17 protein-coding genes are annotated in these 16,571 nt (G+C 74.8%); 16 read left to right on the top strand and 1 reads right to left on the bottom strand.

All coding sequences use genetic code 11. The features are described from left to right. Nucleotides 1-3 precede the first annotated feature (3 nt). The 5 genes from ACY34I_RS29845 (at nt 4) to ACY34I_RS29825 (ending at nt 5,462) form a co-directional block, all read left to right on the top strand. Complete coding sequence (locus ACY34I_RS29845; RefSeq protein ID WP_462758392.1) at nt 4-729, top strand: SRPBCC family protein; 726 nt, start codon at nt 4-6, stop codon at nt 727-729. Beyond that, nucleotides 722-1,129 carry a cupin domain-containing protein gene (locus tag ACY34I_RS29840; protein ID WP_148799484.1) on the top strand — a complete coding sequence of 136 codons (408 nt, stop codon included), beginning with the start codon at nt 722-724 and terminating at the stop codon, nt 1,127-1,129. The genes ACY34I_RS29845 and ACY34I_RS29840 overlap by 8 nt, the downstream gene beginning before the upstream one ends. Continuing rightward, nucleotides 1,126-2,394, top strand: a complete 1,269-nt coding sequence (locus ACY34I_RS29835) for a beta-ketoacyl-[acyl-carrier-protein] synthase family protein (RefSeq protein WP_462758391.1) — start codon at nt 1,126-1,128, stop codon at nt 2,392-2,394. Before ACY34I_RS29840 ends, ACY34I_RS29835 begins: the two co-directional genes overlap by 4 nt. Nucleotides 2,395-2,500: 106 nt before the next feature. Continuing rightward, a complete protein-coding gene (locus ACY34I_RS29830) occupies nt 2,501-3,754 on the top strand; it encodes a beta-ketoacyl synthase N-terminal-like domain-containing protein (RefSeq protein ID WP_462758390.1) in 1,254 nt (417 codons plus the stop codon). Nucleotides 3,755-4,094: 340 nt separating this feature from the next. Then, nucleotides 4,095-5,462, top strand: coding sequence for a class I adenylate-forming enzyme family protein (locus ACY34I_RS29825; protein ID WP_462758389.1), 1,368 nt, complete (start codon nt 4,095-4,097; stop codon nt 5,460-5,462). 8 nt (nt 5,463-5,470) lie between these two features. Here ACY34I_RS29825 and ACY34I_RS29820 read toward each other — a convergent pair whose 3' ends face one another. Beyond that, nucleotides 5,471-6,079 carry a 4'-phosphopantetheinyl transferase family protein gene (locus ACY34I_RS29820; protein ID WP_462758387.1) on the bottom strand — a complete coding sequence of 203 codons (609 nt, stop codon included), beginning with the start codon at nt 6,077-6,079 and terminating at the stop codon, nt 5,471-5,473. Nucleotides 6,080-6,096: 17 nt separating this feature from the next. Here ACY34I_RS29820 and ACY34I_RS29815 point away from each other — a divergent pair, with 17 nt between their 5' ends. From ACY34I_RS29815 to ACY34I_RS29765, 11 genes are all read left to right on the top strand, one after another. Then, nucleotides 6,097-6,363, top strand: coding sequence for an acyl carrier protein (locus ACY34I_RS29815; RefSeq protein ID WP_148799474.1), 267 nt, complete (start codon nt 6,097-6,099; stop codon nt 6,361-6,363). Continuing rightward, nucleotides 6,363-6,608: an acyl carrier protein gene (locus ACY34I_RS29810; RefSeq protein ID WP_148799472.1), complete on the top strand. Its 246-nt coding sequence runs from the start codon at nt 6,363-6,365 to the stop codon at nt 6,606-6,608. The genes ACY34I_RS29815 and ACY34I_RS29810 overlap by 1 nt, the downstream gene beginning before the upstream one ends. Then, nucleotides 6,601-7,695 (top strand): beta-ketoacyl-[acyl-carrier-protein] synthase family protein, encoded by a 1,095-nt coding sequence (locus tag ACY34I_RS29805; RefSeq protein ID WP_462758385.1) that lies wholly within the window; start codon nt 6,601-6,603, stop codon nt 7,693-7,695. The genes ACY34I_RS29810 and ACY34I_RS29805 overlap by 8 nt, the downstream gene beginning before the upstream one ends. Next, nucleotides 7,692-8,198, top strand: coding sequence for a beta-ketoacyl synthase chain length factor (locus ACY34I_RS29800; protein ID WP_462758384.1), 507 nt, complete (start codon nt 7,692-7,694; stop codon nt 8,196-8,198). Before ACY34I_RS29805 ends, ACY34I_RS29800 begins: the two co-directional genes overlap by 4 nt. Continuing rightward, nucleotides 8,195-9,844 carry a class I adenylate-forming enzyme family protein gene (locus tag ACY34I_RS29795; protein WP_462758383.1) on the top strand — a complete coding sequence of 550 codons (1,650 nt, stop codon included), beginning with the start codon at nt 8,195-8,197 and terminating at the stop codon, nt 9,842-9,844. The genes ACY34I_RS29800 and ACY34I_RS29795 overlap by 4 nt, the downstream gene beginning before the upstream one ends. Next, entirely contained in the window at nt 9,841-11,175 is a 1,335-nt protein-coding gene (locus ACY34I_RS29790) for a beta-ketoacyl-[acyl-carrier-protein] synthase family protein (protein ID WP_462758382.1), read from the top strand. Before ACY34I_RS29795 ends, ACY34I_RS29790 begins: the two co-directional genes overlap by 4 nt. 71 nt (nt 11,176-11,246) lie before the next feature. Beyond that, nucleotides 11,247-12,353, top strand: coding sequence for a 4-hydroxyphenylpyruvate dioxygenase (gene hppD, locus ACY34I_RS29785; protein WP_462758381.1), 1,107 nt, complete (start codon nt 11,247-11,249; stop codon nt 12,351-12,353). Then, entirely contained in the window at nt 12,350-13,273 is a 924-nt protein-coding gene (locus tag ACY34I_RS29780) for a phytanoyl-CoA dioxygenase family protein (RefSeq protein WP_462758380.1), read from the top strand. The genes hppD and ACY34I_RS29780 overlap by 4 nt, the downstream gene beginning before the upstream one ends. Continuing rightward, a complete protein-coding gene (locus ACY34I_RS29775; RefSeq protein WP_462758379.1) occupies nt 13,270-14,241 on the top strand; it encodes a thiamine pyrophosphate-dependent dehydrogenase E1 component subunit alpha in 972 nt (323 codons plus the stop codon). The genes ACY34I_RS29780 and ACY34I_RS29775 overlap by 4 nt, the downstream gene beginning before the upstream one ends. Then, a complete protein-coding gene (locus ACY34I_RS29770; RefSeq protein ID WP_462758378.1) occupies nt 14,241-15,206 on the top strand; it encodes an alpha-ketoacid dehydrogenase subunit beta in 966 nt (321 codons plus the stop codon). Before ACY34I_RS29775 ends, ACY34I_RS29770 begins: the two co-directional genes overlap by 1 nt. 3 nt (nt 15,207-15,209) lie before the next feature. Next, entirely contained in the window at nt 15,210-16,565 is a 1,356-nt protein-coding gene (locus tag ACY34I_RS29765) for an ATP-grasp domain-containing protein (protein ID WP_462758377.1), read from the top strand. Nucleotides 16,566-16,571: the final 6 nt, after the last annotated feature.

Below are 16,571 nucleotides of genomic sequence, written 5' to 3'. Positions count from 1 at the left end.
CCGATGACCGTCGCTTCCGACCGCCCAATTGCCGCACAGATCACCGACATCCTTGTCACCCACTGCGGCCTGGACGCGGATGCCGCCGCCCGCACCCCGGCCGCGAGCCTGGAAGAGCTCGGCATGGACTCGCTCGCCCTGCTCGAACTCTCCGCGGTCGTCTCCGACCGGTGGCGGGTCAAGATCCCCGAGCAGGCCGCGCAGCTGAGCATCGCCGGCGTCGCCGACCTGGTGGCCCGCAAGGCCGACCCGCCCGGGCACACCGAGAACGGCATCGACATCGCCGCGCCGCTGCCGCTGGTCTGGGACGTCACCAACGACGTGGCCCGGTGGACCGAGCTGTTCACCGAGTACGCGGCGGTGGAGATCCTGGACCGCGATGGCGACACGGTGCGGTTCCGGCTCACCATGCACCCCGACGAGAACGGCGTGGCCTGGAGCTGGGTCAGCGAACGCACCGCCGACCGGGCGACCCGGCAGGTCCACGCCCACCGGGTGGAGACCGGCCCGTTCGAGTACATGCGCATCCACTGGCGCTACGACGAGATTCCCGGCGGCACCCGGATGACCTGGGTGCAGGACTTCGCCATGAAGCCCACCGCGCCGGTCGACAACGCCGGCATGACCGAGCGGATCAACGGCAACAGCAAGGTCCAACTCGCCGTCATCAAGGAAAAGATCGAACGGCGGGCGGCCGCGTCGACCGGGAAGGAAGGCCGCGATGCCTGAGACCACCACGGCCCGGATCTCCGTCCACGACGTCCCCGCCGACCGGCGGCGCGGCGGCGAACTGCGGGTGCTGCTCGGCCCGAAGACCGTCGGCAGCACCTCCGGGTTCATGGGCGTGGCCGCCCTCGCCCCCGGGGAACGCATCGCCGAGCACTACCACCCCTACAGCGAGGAGTTCCTCTACGTCGCCCGCGGCGCGATCACCGTCGACCTGGACGACCGGCCGGTGCCGCTCGGCGCGGGGGAGGCGCTCTTCGTGCCCAAGGACGTCCGGCACCGGCTGCGCAACACCGGCGACGAACCGGCCGAGGTGGTCTTCCACCTCGGACCCCTCGCCCCGCGCCCCGAGCTCGGCCACGTCGACACCGAGACCGCCCCGCCACCTCGGGAATCGTCGTGACCGGCCGGCGGACCGTGGTCACCGGGGTCGGCGTCGTCGCACCCGGCGGCGCCACCCGGGACCGGTTCTGGAAGACCGTCACCGAGGGGCGGACCGCCACCCGGCGGATCAGCTTCTTCGACCCGTCGCCGTTCCGCTCCCAGATCGCCGCCGAGTGCGACTTCGACCCGGACGCCGCCGGGGTCACCCTCGCCGAACGGCAACGCGCCGACCGGTACGTGCAGTTCGCCCTAGCCTGCTCCATCGAGGCGCTCGCCGACAGCGGCCTCACCCTCACCGACGCCGACCGCGAGCGCGCCGGCGTGGTGCTCGGCACCGCCGTCGGCGGCACCATGGCACTGGAGCAGGAGTACGTCCGGGTCAGCGACTCCGGCCGGCGCTGGCTGGTGGATCACACCCTGGGCGGGCGGTACCTCTACCAGGCGCTGATCCCCAGCAGCCTGGCCGCCGACGTGGCCTGCCGGCACGGCCTGCACGGCCCGGCCCAGGTCGTCTCCACCGGCTGCACCTCCGGCATCGACGCCATCGGCTACGCCCACCAGCTCGTCGCCGACGGCGAGGCGGACGTGGTCCTGGCCGGGGCGGCGGACTCGCCGATCTCCCCGGTCACGGTCGCCTCGTTCGACGCCATCCAGGCCACCAGCCCCGACAACGACGACCCGGAGCACGCCTCCCGGCCGTTCGACGCCGACCGGCACGGGTTCGTCCTCGCCGAGGGCGCGGCCGTGCTGGTGCTGGAAGAGGCCGAACACGCCCGCCGCCGGGGCGCCCACGTCTACTGCGAGGTGGCCGGGTACGCCAGCCGCAGCAACGGGTTCCACATGACCGGACTGCGCCCGGACGGCGTGGAGATGGCCGTGGCCATCAGCGACGCGTTGCGCCAGGCCCGGCTCGCCCCGTCGGCCGTCTCCTACGTCAGCGCGCACGGCTCCGGCACCCGGCAGAACGACCGGCACGAGACCGCCGCGTTCAAGCGGGCGCTCGGCTCGACCGCGTACCAGGTGCCGATCAGCTCGATCAAGTCGATGGTGGGGCATTCGCTCGGCGCCATCGGCTCGATCGAGATGGCCGCGTGCGCGCTCGCCATCGAGTACGGGGTGGTCCCGCCCACCGCCAACTGGGCCACCCGCGACCCGGAGTGCGACCTGGACTACGTGCCCAACGAGGCGCGGGAGCTGCCCGTGGACGTGGCCCTGTCGGTGGGCAGCGGCTTCGGCGGCTTCCAGTCCGCGATGATCTTCCGCCGCCTGGCGGTCACCCCGTGAGCGCGAGGACGCGCGTTCCGGGGCCGCTCGCGTGGGACGCGGCGGAGCCGGAATGCGCGCATGAGCCGGGTTTGCGAGCCCCGCAGTCGCGAACTGAGGAGGCATCATGACCTCGCGGGCGGTGGTGACCGGGATCGGGGTGGTGGCGCCGACCGGGGTCGGCAACGACGCGCACTGGGCCAGCCTGCTCGCCGGCACCCGGCGCGTCGGGCCGATCACCCTGTTCGACCCGGCGAGCTATCCGACCCGGGTCGCCGGGGAGGTGCCCGACTTCGACGCCGCCGGGTTCGCCGACACCCGGCAGCGGGTGCAGACCGACCGGTGGACCCACCTCGGGTTCGCCGCCACCCGGCTGGCGCTGGCCGACGCCGGGTTGCCCGAGCGGGCGCCCGACCCGTACCGGTGGGCGGTCACGCTGGCCAGTTCCTCTGGCGGCAACCTGTTCGGGCAGCGGGAGCTGCAGCGGCTGTGGGGTGGGCCGACCCGCACCGTCGGGGCGTACCAGTCGATCGCCTGGTTCTACGCGGCCAGCGTGGGGCAGGTGTCCATCCACCACCAGCTCAAGGGGCCGTGCGGGGTGACGGTGTCGGAGTCGGCCGGTGGGCTGGACAGCCTCGCCCACGCGGTGCGGACGGTCCGCCGGGGCACGCCGCTGGTGGTGGCCGGGGCGACCGAGTGTCCGCTGAGCCCGTACGCGCTGGCCTGCCAGCTCCGCTCGGGGCTGCTGAGCGACGTCGCCGACCCGGAGCGGGCGTACCGGCCGTTCGACGCCGGGGCCAGCGGATACGTGCCGGCCGAGGGCGGCGCCGTCTTCGTGGTGGAGGAGCTGGGACACGCGTTGGAGCGGGGCGCCCGGATCTACGGCGAGATCACCGGCTGGGCGGCCACGCACGACGCCGCCCCCACCGATCCCGAGGCCGGCCCCGACCCGACGCACTACGGCCGCGCGCTCCGGCTGGCCCTGGACCGGGCCGGCGTACGCCCGCACGACGTGGACGTGGTCTGGCCGGACGCGCTCGGCGTGCCCGCGTACGACCGGGCCGAGGCGAGTGCCCTGCGGGCGGTGTTCGGGGAACGCACCCCGTCGGTCACTACCCAGAAGCCGCTGACCGGCCGGGCCCACCAGGGTGGGTCGGCGCTGGACGCGGCCACCGCGCTGCTCGCCTTCCACCATGGGCTGCTGCCCGCCTCCGCCGGCCCGCAGCGGCCCGCCCCGGGCTGCGAGCTGCCCTTCCTGCGGGAGCACCGCCGGCCGCGCAGCCGCATCGCGCTGGTCGGGGCGCGCGGCTTCGACGGCTTCAACAGCGCGCTGGTGCTGCGTGGCGCCGCGCCACCACCCGCGACCGGGAACCCGGGGTAGGCGCGCCGCAGGTCGGCGAGAGGGCGGTGTCCGAAGTGCCGGGACGCCGCCCTCTCGCCGTTCTGCGCACCGATCCGCCGGCTTTCCGAGGCGCGCGCAGGGCGGGACGGCCGGCGGTGTACCGAGCCGGCGTACCCGCCTGATCCTGCCTGTCCGATCGAGCCTCGGCAATCCACCCAGCCGCTTTTCCTGATCTAGCCATTTGCATGTGGCAATGCATCGAAGGGCTGCCGTAGGGTCTCGTCAGCACCCCGGAGAACGCACCTGTTGGGCGGATTTCGCCCACTTTGAGGCTGGGCGGTGGGCGATCGTGACTGGGCATCCTGCGGCAGAAGATCCCGTGGCGGCAGAGGCGAACTGGGTGGACGACGTCCTGTTCACCGGGCGTCCCACCGACGTCTGCCTACGCCTGCCCGAGCCGGTCGACAAGGCCACCCTGCGCCGGCTGGTCAGCGAGGCGCAGACCCGGCTCGCCGCGGCCGGCCTGCGTCCCGGCGGCGCCGCCGCGCTGCGGCTGCCGCCGTCGCTGGCGTACGTGGTGAACCTGCTCGCCACCTGGCGCAGCGGCGCCCAGGCCGTGCTGCTGGACCACCGGCTCACCGACCACGAGGTCGACCGGGCGCTGCGCCGGCTCACCCCGCAGGTGGTGGTGGCCCCGGTGCGGACCGGCGGGGGAGCGCTGCGGATCTTCGTCGACGTCACCGAGGGGATCACGCCCTACTCCGACCGCCCGGCCGGCAGCCCGCACGCGGTGATCCAGCTCAGCTCCGGGTCCACCGGGCCGTCGAAGGTGATCGGCCGGACCGCCGAGGACCTGGTCGGCGAGGTGCACCGCTACACGCGCATCGACGGGGTGGCGCTGCCCGGCGAGCGGATCATCCTGCTGCCGTCCATGGTGCACGTGCTCGGCCTGGTCGGCGGGCTGCTCTACGGGCTGCACGCCGGCGTCGAACTGGTGCCGCCGGAGCGGCTCAGCGGCGACGCGATCCTCGCCGCCGTCGCCGCCCAGGACACCCCGGCCACCGTGCTCGGCGTGCCGTTCCACATCGGGCTGCTCGCCTCCACCACCCCGCCGGGGCCGCTGCCCCAGCTCAAACGGATGACCACCGGCGGCGAGCTGGTCCCGGCCGCCGTCGCCCGCGCCTTCACCGACCGCTACGGCGTCCCGCTGGGCAACATGTACGGGATGACCGAGGTCGGCGTCATCGGCACCGACCTGTACGGGGCGAACCGTCCCGCCATCGCCCCCGCCCCCGGCATGCGGGTGCGGGAGTCCGGCGGCGAGCTCTGGGTGAGCTGCCCGGCGTCCCCGTACGTCGGGCTCGCCGACCCGACCCGCTGGTCCGACGGCTGGCTGCACACCCGCGACGCCGGCACCGTCGACCCGGAGACCGGGCTGGTCACGGTCAAGGGCCGCCTCGACTCGCAGGTGTCGGTGGGCGGCATGAAGGTGGACCTGACCGAGGTGGAGGCCACCGTCGCCGAGCTGCCCGGGGTGGGCGCCGCGGTGGTGGTCTGGGACGACGGCATCACCGCGTACGTCCAGCCGGACGGGCCGCTGTCCGAGGAGACGCTGGACAAGCTGCTCGCCGAACGCCTCGCCGGCTACAAGCGGCCGCGGACCCTGCACCTGCTCGACCAGTTGCCGCGCACCACCACCGGCAAGCTGGTCCGCTCGGCGGCGGCGCTGCGGGACGCGGCATCATGACCGGCCCGCTACCCGAGCACGACCTCGACCTCCCCGGCCGCCCCGGCGACCGCCACCGCGAGCACCAGGCCGTCCCCGGCCGCCGGATGGCCCACCCGTACGCCGGGACAGCCGGGCACCGGGCGCAGCAGCTCGCCGGGGCCGTCGGGCACCGGCATCCGCCGGCGCAGCCCGCCGTCGCGCAGCCCCGTGCCGAGCGCCTTGCCGACCGCCTCCTTCGCCGTCCACAGGCGCAGGAAGTCCAGGTCCCGGCCGGCCTCGTCCCGGGCCCGCAGCCAGGCCGCCTCGCCCGGGTCGTACCAGCGGCCCGCGAGAGGGGCGGCGGGCAGCGGCCGGCGCCGCTCCACGTCCACCCCGACCGGCCCGCCCGCCCGGGCGGCCACCACGACCAGCCCGTCGACGTGGCTCACGCTCACCGGCAGCGTCCGCCCGTCGCCGGCCCGCACCTCGGGACGCCCGCCCGGCGCCCGCCGCACCCCGAGCTCCGCCCCCGACCGGCCGAGCAGTGCGCCACCCGCGCGCCGCAGCAGCCGCCGTGCCAGCTCCCGCTGGTCGCCGGCGGTACGGCCGAGCCACACGTACACGGTGTCCCGACCGGGCACCGGTAGCTGCCTCACGGAAAGAGGTTAACGCCATGCGCGACGAGGTCCGCACCTTCGTCATTGAGCAGCTCGCCGACATGAACTACGACGTCGAGGACCTCGACGACGACACCACCCTGGGCCCCTCCGGCGTCGATCTCGAGTCGCTCGCCCTGGCCGACCTGGCCGTGCGCGTGGAGGACCGGTACGGCCTGAAGTTCGCCGACGACGAGTCGGAGCAGCTGGCCCTGATGACGGTCGGCGAGTTCACCACGATGGTCGCCGACCGGGTGGCCGGCGCGACGAGCGACCGCCCCTGATGGCCGGTCAGCCCGACCTGGGGCGAGCTGACCTGGTGAGCATGCTCGCCGAACTGACCGCGAAACCCGTCGACCAGGTGCCCGACCGGATCGGCTCGATGGAGCTGGCCTGGCTGGTGCACCTCGTCGAGCAGCGCTACGACCGCCGGATGGAGCTCAGCGACGACCAGCTCGCCGGCATCCGCACCGTCGACGACGCCCTCGCCGTGTTCCACCATTCACTGACCGCCCCCGCAGATGGCTGAGCGGGAGCACCTGCGGATCACCGGCGTCCACGCGCTCAGCGCCCTCGGCAGGGGCGCCGACGCGCTGCTCGCCGGGGTGCTCGCCGGCACCCCGGCGTTCGCGCCGGTCCGCCGGTTCGACACCACCGGCCGCCGGGTCACCGTGGCGGCCACCCTGCCCGACGCCGGGCCGCTCGCCGACGAGCTGGCCGACGCGGTCGACGCCGCCTGCCGGGCGGCCGGGCTGGACCGCACCCACCGGGCCGGGGCGGCGCTGTTCCTCGCCGTCCACGGCGGACCGGAGGTGTCCGCGCTCGCCGCGAACCTGGCTCGGCGCTGCGGGCTGGTCGACGCCCACCGGGTCTACACCACCGCCTGCGTGTCGGCCAGCACCGCGGTCGCCGACGCGGCGACCCTGATCGGCCGGGGCGACCTGGACCGGGTCGTCGTCGCGGCCGGCTACCTGGTCGAGCCCGACCAGTACGCGCTCTTCGACGCCGGCCGGGCGTTCGCCCCCGACGGGGCGGTCCGCCCGTTCAGCGCCGGACGGCAGGGGCTGCTGCTCGGTGACGGGGTGGCCGCCGTGGTGCTGGAGTCGGCTAGCGCCGCCGCCGGCCGGGACGCCTCCTCGCTCGCCACCGTGCGGGGTTGGGGTCGGGCCGGGGACGCGTACCACCCCTGTCAGCCCGACCCGCAGGGGCGCGGGCTGGCCCGGGCGGTCGGCGCGGCGCTGCGCCGGGCCGGGCTGCCGGCCGAGGCGCTCGGCTACGTCAACGCCAACGCCACCGGCACCCCGTACAGCGACGCCGCCGAGGCGGCGGCGCTGCGCCGGGTGCTCGGCGACCGGGCGGGCCGGATCCCGGTCAGCTCCACCAAGTCGGTGCACGGGCACGCCCTCGAAGCGTCCGGGCTGCTCGAACTGGTGGTCACCGTGCTGGCCCTGCGGCATGGCAAGCTGCCGGTCAACGCCGGGTTCCTCGGCCCGGACGAGGCCTGCCCGCTGGACGTCATCACCGACGCGCCCCGCCCGGCGGCCACCGGGCACGCGCTGACTCTCAACGCGGCCTTCGGCGGCGCCAACACGGCCCTGCTGGTCGGTGTGCCGTGACCGCGCCGACCGTGCTCGCCGAGGCCCGCTGGCCGGAGCCCGGGGACGGCCCGCCGCCCCCGCTGCCGGGCTTCGTGCACTCGGCGTTCCACCCGCTGGTGGCGGCGGTCGCCGACCGTTGCCTCACCCGGCGGTACGGCGCGGGGCCGCGGCCGGCGGGCAACCGGACGGCCATCGTGCTGGTCAGCGCGAGCGGCGACCGGGCCAGCGCGGAGCACGTCCGGGCCACGGTCGCCGCCGGCGGCCGGGTCGGGCCGCTGTTCTTCTTCCAGTCGGTGCCCAACAGCGTCGCCGGGCACGTCGCGGCGCGCTGGGGACTGGACGGCCCGGTGGTCTGCCTGAGCCCGACCGGGGAACCGCGGGCCGACGCCGTCGCCGAGGCGGAACTGCTGCTGTACGACGGCGACGCCGACGAGGCGTTGCTGGTCCTGATCGAACAGGCACCGGACGGGACGCCGGGCGAGGCGACCGCGGTGCTGCTGGGGGGAGGAACGCGTCCATGAGGACGAAGGGACTACGCGGCGCGCTGGCCGCCGACACCGAACTCGGCGCGGGCAACGTGCTCGCCCGGGTGCTGGCCCACGGCGCCGACCCGGACGGGCCGGGGCTCACCTTCGACACGCCGGTCGACGGCCACCCGGCCGAGCAACCGCTGACCCTCGGGCAGCTCGACGAGCGGGTCACCGCCCGGGCCGCCTGGCTGCACGCACGCGGGGTGCGGCGGCGGGACCCGGTCGCCGTGTGGGCCGGCAGCGCCGCCGACATGGTGCTGTCGTTCCTGGCGCTGGCCCGGCTCGGCGCGATCCCCGCGCTGATGAACGGCAAGCTGCGGCCGGAGATCGCCGCCGAGTACATCCGCCGGCTGCGGGCCGCCGGGGTGCTCGCCGATGCCGCCCACGCCGCGGCGCTGGCGGGGCACGACCTGGGCGCGCCGCTGCTCGGCCAGCCCGCCGACGCGGGCGCCGGCGACCCGGCCGCCGCCCCGGCGCACCACCGGCACCACCCCGACGACCCGGTCGTCATCACCCACACCTCCGGGACCACCGGCGTGCCGAAGGCGGTGCTGCACTCGCACGCCAGCCTCTTCGCCGCCACCCGGCACCTGCTGGCCATGCCGCAGGCGCAGGGCACCAACCGGATCCTCAACGCGCTGCCCGCCCCCCACACCGCGACGGTGCTGATGGTCAACCAGGCGCTGGGCAACCGGGCGGAGATGTTCCTGCTGTCCGAGCAGAACGGCGAGCGGGTGCTCGACGCGATCCAGCGGTGGCGGCCGGACGGGGTCTTCGGGTTCTCCGTCACCTGGGCGGAGCTGGCCCGCTTCGACCTGTCCGGGTGCGACCTGGACTCGGTGCGGCTGTGGTTCAACACCGGCGACTGCTCGCACGAGCCGCACGTGCGCCGGCTGGTCAAGGTCGGCTCGCGGGACGTGATGACCCGCGACGGGGTGACCCGGGTGCCCGGGTCGGTCTTCATCGACGGGCTGGGCTCCAGCGAAATGGGGCACTCCATGTTCCACATCACCCACACCGTCGACACCAACCGGTACGGCCGCTGCGTCGGCCGCCCGTACCGGTTCACCAGGGTCGCCGTCCTCGACGACGACGGCGACGAGCTGCCGCCCGGGCGGGTCGGCTGGCTCGGCATCGACTCGCCGTCGCTGTTCCGCGGCTACTGGAACGACTCGGTCACCACCCACCGGTCCCGGCTGCGCGGCTGGTACCTCACCGGTGACCTGGTGTACGCCGACGACGAGGGGCGCTACTACCACCTGGACCGGGCCGTCGACTCGGTCGACGCCGGCGACGGGAAGCGCTTCTTCACCGCGCTGTCCGAGGAGCGGATCCTCGCCGCCTGCGCCGACGTCACCGACTGCACAGTGGTGATCGTCAAGGACGACGACGGAGCCGTGTCCGACGCCGCGCCGCGACTCGGAGCCGTCGTCACCGACGTGCTGCTCGAACTGGCCGCCGGCGCGGACCCGGCCGAGGACCGCACCGAGCGGATCCGGGCCGCGCTCGGGCCGGACGTCGGGGCCACCCTGCGCCGGGTGGTGCCGGTCCGCACCGACGACCTCCCGGTCACCGTGACCGGCAAGGTCCGCAAGGTCGCGCTGCGCGAGCACTACCTGACCGAGTACTCCTCATGACCGCCGTCATCACCGGCATGGGGCTGTTCACCCCGGCCGGCCGGGGCGTCGAGGAGACCTTCGACGCACTCACCACCGGCCGGTCCGGGCTGCGCCGCCCGCCCGAGGGGCATCCGGCCCGGGACTGCCTGGAGGTGGCCGGGGTGCTGCCGGAGGTGGACCCGCGCAGCGTCGCCTCCGGGCCGGAGACGAAGGTGCTCGACCGGATCGTGCTGCTGGCCCTGATCACCGCCGCCGAGGCGCTCGCCGACGCCGGCATCGAGGTGGGGCGGGACGTCGACCCGGACCGGATCGGAGTGATCGTCGGCGGGGTCGGCGGCATGTCCACCCTGGAGAGCCAGGTGCTCGCCCGGGCCGCCCGGGGCCGCGCCGCGGTCAGCCCGTATCTGCTGACCGGGATCCTGCCGAACATGCCCTCGGCCCGGATCGCCATCGCGCACGGGATCCGCGGCTACAGCTCGTCGGTCGGCACGGCGTGCGCGTCCGGCGCGCAGGCCGTCGCCGACGCGGTACGGCTCATCCGGGCCGGCGAGGCCGACGTGGTGCTCTGCGGGGCGAGCGAGGCGCCGCTGTTCCCGACCTTCGCCGACACCTTCGGCAACGCCCGAGCCCTCGCCCGGGGCTGGGACGAGCCGACCGAGGCCAGCCGCCCGTTCGACAAGCGGCGCAACGGTTTCGTCCTGGCCGAGGGGGCGGCGTTGCTGGTGCTGGAGCGTGCCGAGCACGCCGCCGCCCGGGGCGTCACCGGCTACGCCGAGGTCGCCGGGTATGGGGTGAACACCGACGCGTACCACCCGACCGCGCCACGACCGGACGGCGCCGGGGCGGCCGGGTGCATGCGCCGCGCCCTGGCCGGCGGGGGCGCCGAACCGGGCCAGGTCGGCTACGTCAACGCGCACGGCACCGGCACCAAGCTCGGCGACATCGCCGAGACCACCGCGCTGGCCCAGGTGTTCGGCGTCGGGGGCGTGCCGGTCAGCTCCACCAAGGCGCTCACCGGGCACCTGCTGGGCGCCTCCGGAGTGCTGGAGGCCGCGGCGACCGCGCTCGCGCTCGGCCGCGGGCTGCTGCCGCCCACCTACCACCTCGACGACCCGGACCCGGACTGCGTGGCGGACCACATCCGCGCCGCGCCCCGCAGCACCCGGGCCGAGTACGCGCTGACCAACTCGTTCGGGTTCGGCGGCCAGAACGTCAGCCTGCTGCTCCGCCGGGTGGCCGGCGACGGCTCCGGGTCGCGGCGCGGCGACAGCCGCGCCGAGCCGGAGTGGTCGTCAGCGGCGCGGCGGGCCGCCGGTGCCGCGACGCCGGCCGCCGGAGCGGGGAGGTGATGCGACGTTCCACCCCGGGCGGCGCAGGCCCGGATCGGCAGTCACGGGGGGACATGGGGAAAGGCTGACAGATGAACATCAACGGTATAGACCACATCGAACTGTACGTGGGGGACGCCCGGCAGGCCGCCTTCTACTTCGGCACCGCGGTCGGGTTCCGGCTGCGCGGCCAGGGCGGCCCGGAGACCGGGCTGGCCGACCAGCGTTCGCTGCTGCTGGCGCAGGCCGACATCCGGATGCTGCTCACCTCCGGGCTGACCGCCGAGCACCCGGCGTCGGCGTACGTGCAACGGCACGGCGACGGCATCGCGGTGGTCGCCCTCGAGGTCGACGACGCCGCCGGGGCGTACGCGGAGCTGGTGGACCGGGGGGCGACCGAGGTGACCCCGCCGCGCACCTTCACCGGGGCGGACGCCGAGGTGGTGACCGCGGAGGTGGGCGGCTTCGGCGACGTGGTGCACCGGCTGGTCGAGCGGCGCGGCGACCGGACGGAGTTCCTGCCGGGCGCGGTGGAGTCGCTGCCCGCCGGCGGCGACGACAAGCTGCTCGCCGAGATCGACCACCTGGCGGTCTGCGTGCCGCCCGGGCAGCTCGACGAGACGGTCGCGCACTACGAACGGGTGTTCGGCTTCGCGCAGATCTTCGAGGAGCACATCGAGGTCGCCGGGCAGGCGATGAACTCCAAGGTGGTGCAGAGCCCGTCCGAGCGGGTCACCGTGGTGCTGCTGGAGCCGGACACCAGCCGCCGGCCCGGGCAGATCGAGGACTTCCTGCGCTGGCACGCCGGCGCGGGGGTGCAGCACCTGGGGCTGCGCACCGACGACATCGTCACCGCGGTCGGCGCCCTCGCCGAGCGGGGCGTGCGCTTCGCCGGCACCCCGGCCACCTACTACGACGACCTGGAGCAACGCGTCGGGCCGGTCGACGCGCCGCTGGACCGGCTGCGCGACCTGAGCATCCTGGTCGACTCCGACCACGGGGGCCAGCTCCTGCAGATCTTCACCGAGTCGATGCACGTGCGCCGCACCCTCTTCCTCGAACTCATCGAGCGGCGCGGGGCGCGCACCTTCGGCAGCGGCAACATCAAGGCGCTCTACGAGGCCAAGGAACGGGAACTGGCCGCGGCGGGGGCGAGCGCCGCCGTCGCGACCGCCACCGCGGGAGGGGTTGGGGCATGACCACCACACATCCGGAACTGACCGCCGAGGAGACGGCGCTGCTGCCGTCCGACGAGGACGTGCGCCACTACGCCGAACACGGCTGGTACCTGTCGAAGAAGCTGCTCACCGACGACGAGGTGGACGAGCTGCTCGCGGCGACCGACCGCTACTACGCCGGGGAACGCGACCGGCGGCTGCCGGTGCGGCCGCCGAAGCTGGCCTACTGGGAGCCGGCGAAAGGCGACGTGCAGCGGCACAACGACTACGTGCACTACGAGCACGACGTCATCGGCCGGATCCTGCGCAAGCCGCTGATCGGGGCGGTCGCCGCCCGGCTGGCCGAGGCCGCGGAGATCCGCGTCTTCCAGTCCACGCTGATCTACAAGCCGCCGGTCGCCGGCGAGCCGTCCAACATCGTGCCCTGGCACTTCGACAAGCACTACTGGGCGGCCCTGTCGTCGGAGCGCATGCTCACCGCGTTCATCCCCTTCCACGACTGCGGGGAGGAGATGGGCACCATCACCATGGTCGACGGGTCGCACCGCTGGCAGGAGATCGGCGCCGACGACACCGTGGTCCGACACTTCGCCGACCGGGACCGCGACCAGCTCGAGGTGATGCTCGCCGAGAACGCCGCGCACAACCACGCGGAGATCCGCAAGATCCCCATGGTCATCCCCAAGGGGCACATGAGCTTCCACCACTGCCGGATCTACCACGGCAGCGGCGCGAACGTCAGCGGCCGGCCCCGCCGGGCGATCTCGCTGCACCTGCAGGACGGGGGCAACGCCTGGCGGGAGTATCCGCTCTCCGACGGCACGCTCGCCGCGTACAACCACGACGTGCTGGTCCGCCGCACCCCCGACGGCCGGCCGGACTACGCGGACCCCGATATCTGCCCGGTCATCTGGCGCGACCGCGCCCACCGGCCGACGTGACCGGCGCCGACCCGGTCCGGCTCTACCAGACGGTACGGCTGATCCGCCGCTTCGAGGAGCGGGCCATCGAGCTGGTCCGCGCCGGGGAGATCGTCGGCGGCATCCACCCGTACCTCGGGCAGGAGGGGATCGCCGCCGGGGTCTGCGCCGCGCTGCGCGACGGCGACCTGGTGACCGGCACCCACCGCGGGCACGGGCACGTGCTCGCGAAGGGCGCCGACCCGGCCCGGATGCTCGCCGAGCTCTGCGGCCGGGTCACCGGGCTCAACCGGGGCCGGGGCGGGTCGATGCACGCCGCGGACTTCGGCGTCGGGGTGCTCGGCGCCAACGCCATCGTCGGGGCCGCCGGCGCGATCCTCACCGGAGCGGTGTGGGCGCGCCGGCGGCGCGGCGACGACCTCGTCGGGGCTACCTTCTTCGGCGACGGCGCGGTCAACGAGGGAATGCTGCTGGAGGCGTTCAACCTGGCCGCGCTCTGGCGGGTGCCGGTGCTGTTCGTCTGCGAGAACAACGGCTACGCCACCACCATGCCCGTCGCGGGCGCGGTCGCCGGCACCATCGCCGGCCGCGCGGCCGCGTTCGGCATGCCGGCCACCGTCGTGGACGGGCAGGACCCCGAGCAGGTACGCGACGCCACCGCCGCCGCCGTCGCCCGGATGCGCGCCGGTGGCGGCCCGGAGCTGGTCGAGGCGCACACCTACCGGTTCGACGCCCACCACACCTTCGAGCACGCGGTACGCCTCGACTACCGCCCGCCGGAGGAGGTGGCGGCCGGCCGGTCCCGGGACCCGGTCGACATCCAGGGCGCCCGGCTGCCCGCGGCGGCCCGGGCGGCCGTCGACGCCGAGGTCGAGGCGACCCTCGCCGCGGCCGTCGCGTACGCCCTGGCCAGCCCGCCCCCGGACCCGGCCGCGGCACTGGAGCACCTGTACGCCAGCGGGCTCACCGCCCGGACCGGAGGTGGCTGATGCCCCGGCTCTCCTACCGCAGGGCGCTCACCCGGGCGCTCGCCGACGAGATGACCCGCGACGAGTCGGTCTTCCTGCTCGGCGAGGACATCCGGGTCGCCGCCGCGAACGTCACCTCCGGGCTGCTCAAGCGGTTCGGGCCGGAGCGGGTCGTCGACACCCCGCTGTCCGAGCAGGCGTTCACCAGCTTCGCCACCGGCGCCGCGCTGGCCGGGCTGCGACCGGTGCTCGAGTTCCAGATCCCGTCGCTGCTCTTCCTGGTCTTCGAGCAGATCGTCAACCACGCGCACAAGTTCCCACTGATGACCGGGGGGCAGTGCGCCGTGCCGGTCACCTACCTGGTGCCCGGCTCCGGCTCCCGGACCGGCTGGGCCGGGCAGCACTCCGACCACCCGTACAGCCTCTTCGCCCACGTCGGGGTGACCACGGTGGTGCCGGCCACCCCGGCCGACGCGTACGGGCTGCTGGTGTCGGCGATCCGCTGCGACGACCCGGTGGTGGTCTTCGCCCCCGCCGGGGCCCTCGACGTGCGGGCCGACGTCGCGGACCTGGCGCCGGTGCCGCTCGGGCGGGGCGTGGTGCGGCACCCGGGAACGGACGTCACCGTGGTGGCGGTCGGGCACCTGGTGCACGACGCGCTCGCCGTCGCCGACGAGCTGGCCGACCAGGTGTCGGTGGAGGTCTTCGACCCCCGGACGCTGTACCCGTTCGACTGGGACGGGCTGGTCGGGTCGGTGTCGCGCACCGGGCGTCTCGTCGTGGTGGACGACTCCAACCGGTCCTGCGGCATCGCCGGCGAGATCATCGCCACGGTGGTCGAGCGGGTGCGGCTGCTCGCGCCGCCCCGCCGGGTCACCCGCCCGGACGGCGCCGTGCTGCCCTTCGCACCCGCCCTGGACCGGGCCGTGCAGCCCGGCCGTGACCAGCTCACCGCCGCCATCCAACTCACCATGAAGGACGGTTGACCGATGGACCCGAACTACCCGTGGCCGCCCGCCGAGCAGGCGTGGACGGACCTTCCCGAGCCGACCCGCCGGGCGATGGTGGCCGCCGGCGCCGCCGAGTGGGCGCGGATCTACCACGGCCGGGCGACGTACAACAAGCAGTGGCGGCTGGCTCGGCCGCCGGTGCTCACCGCCGACGCGTTCCGCGAGCTGAACGAGGTCTGCGACCGGATCGCCCAGCTCATCCTGGAGGCGTGCCAGCGGCGCGCCCGCACCGCCGGGGAACTGCGCCGGCTGCTCGACGTGCCGGCGGGGGAGACCAAACTGCTCGACGAGGACGAGCCGCTGCACGAGGGGCTGCTCGCCGCGTACCGGCCGGACGTGCTGCTCTCCGGCGGGGTGCCGTGCATCGTGGAGTACAACATCGACAGCAGCCTCGGCGGCGGCTTCGACGCGGACACGGTGATCTACCGGTACGCCGACCTCTACCGGGAACACGGCCTGCTCGACGGGCTGCCGGTCCGCCCGGCGCCGTCCCTGCTGGACCAGCGGTTCGTGGCGATCCGGGACACCCTCGGGCTGGCCGACGGGGCCGGGGTGGCGCTGCTGATGGACTTCGACGCGGAATACCCGGGGCTGGACGACCCGGAGACGTTCATCCGGATCCTCTCCCCGCTCGCCGACCAGGCCAAGCGGTTCGGCATCGACCTGGTCATCGCCCCGCTCTCCACCGCCACCCTCGACGAGGAGCGGCGGCTCGTGGTCGGCGGCGGCCCGGTGGACGCGCTGTTCCGGCTGTTCGTGCCCAACCGGGTCACCCCCAGCGCCGGCCTGGACGCCGTCGCCGGGGCCCTCGCGGCCGGCACCCTGCCGATGTTCGTCAGCACCGCCGCCTGGCTGCTCAGCAACAAGCTGAACTACGCCTGGCTCTGGGCCGACCTTCCGCTGCTGTCGGAGACCGACCAGGCGCTGATCCGCCGGTACGTCCCGCACACCGTGGCGCTCACCGCCGACCAACTGGACCGCGCGTTGGCCGAGCAGGCCGACCTGGTCGCGAAACCGGCCGGTGGCTCGGCCGGGCACGGGGTGCTGATCGGCCGGGAGATGAGCGCGGTGGCCTGGGAGGACGGCGTCCGCGCCGCGATCGACGCGGGCGGCAACATCCTGCAGCGCTACCACGAGGCCGACCGGGTGGCGATGGACTTCGTGCAGATCGAGACCGGGGAGACGGTCCGCGCCGCGGTGCCGTACAGCCTGGCCCCGTACCTGTTCGGCCGGACCGGCTCCGGCGCCCTGGCCCGGGTCGGCTACCCGGGCTGCGAGCCGGTGCTCAACCTGGCCCGCGGCGTCCTCATGACCGGCGTCCTCCTCACCGACTGAACCGGG

It is taken from the genome of Micromonospora sp. RTBAU3-60 (assembly GCF_054963695.1).
The sequence above is the reverse complement of the archived record's forward strand: the minus strand, read 5'-3'. Positions and strand labels throughout refer to the sequence as shown.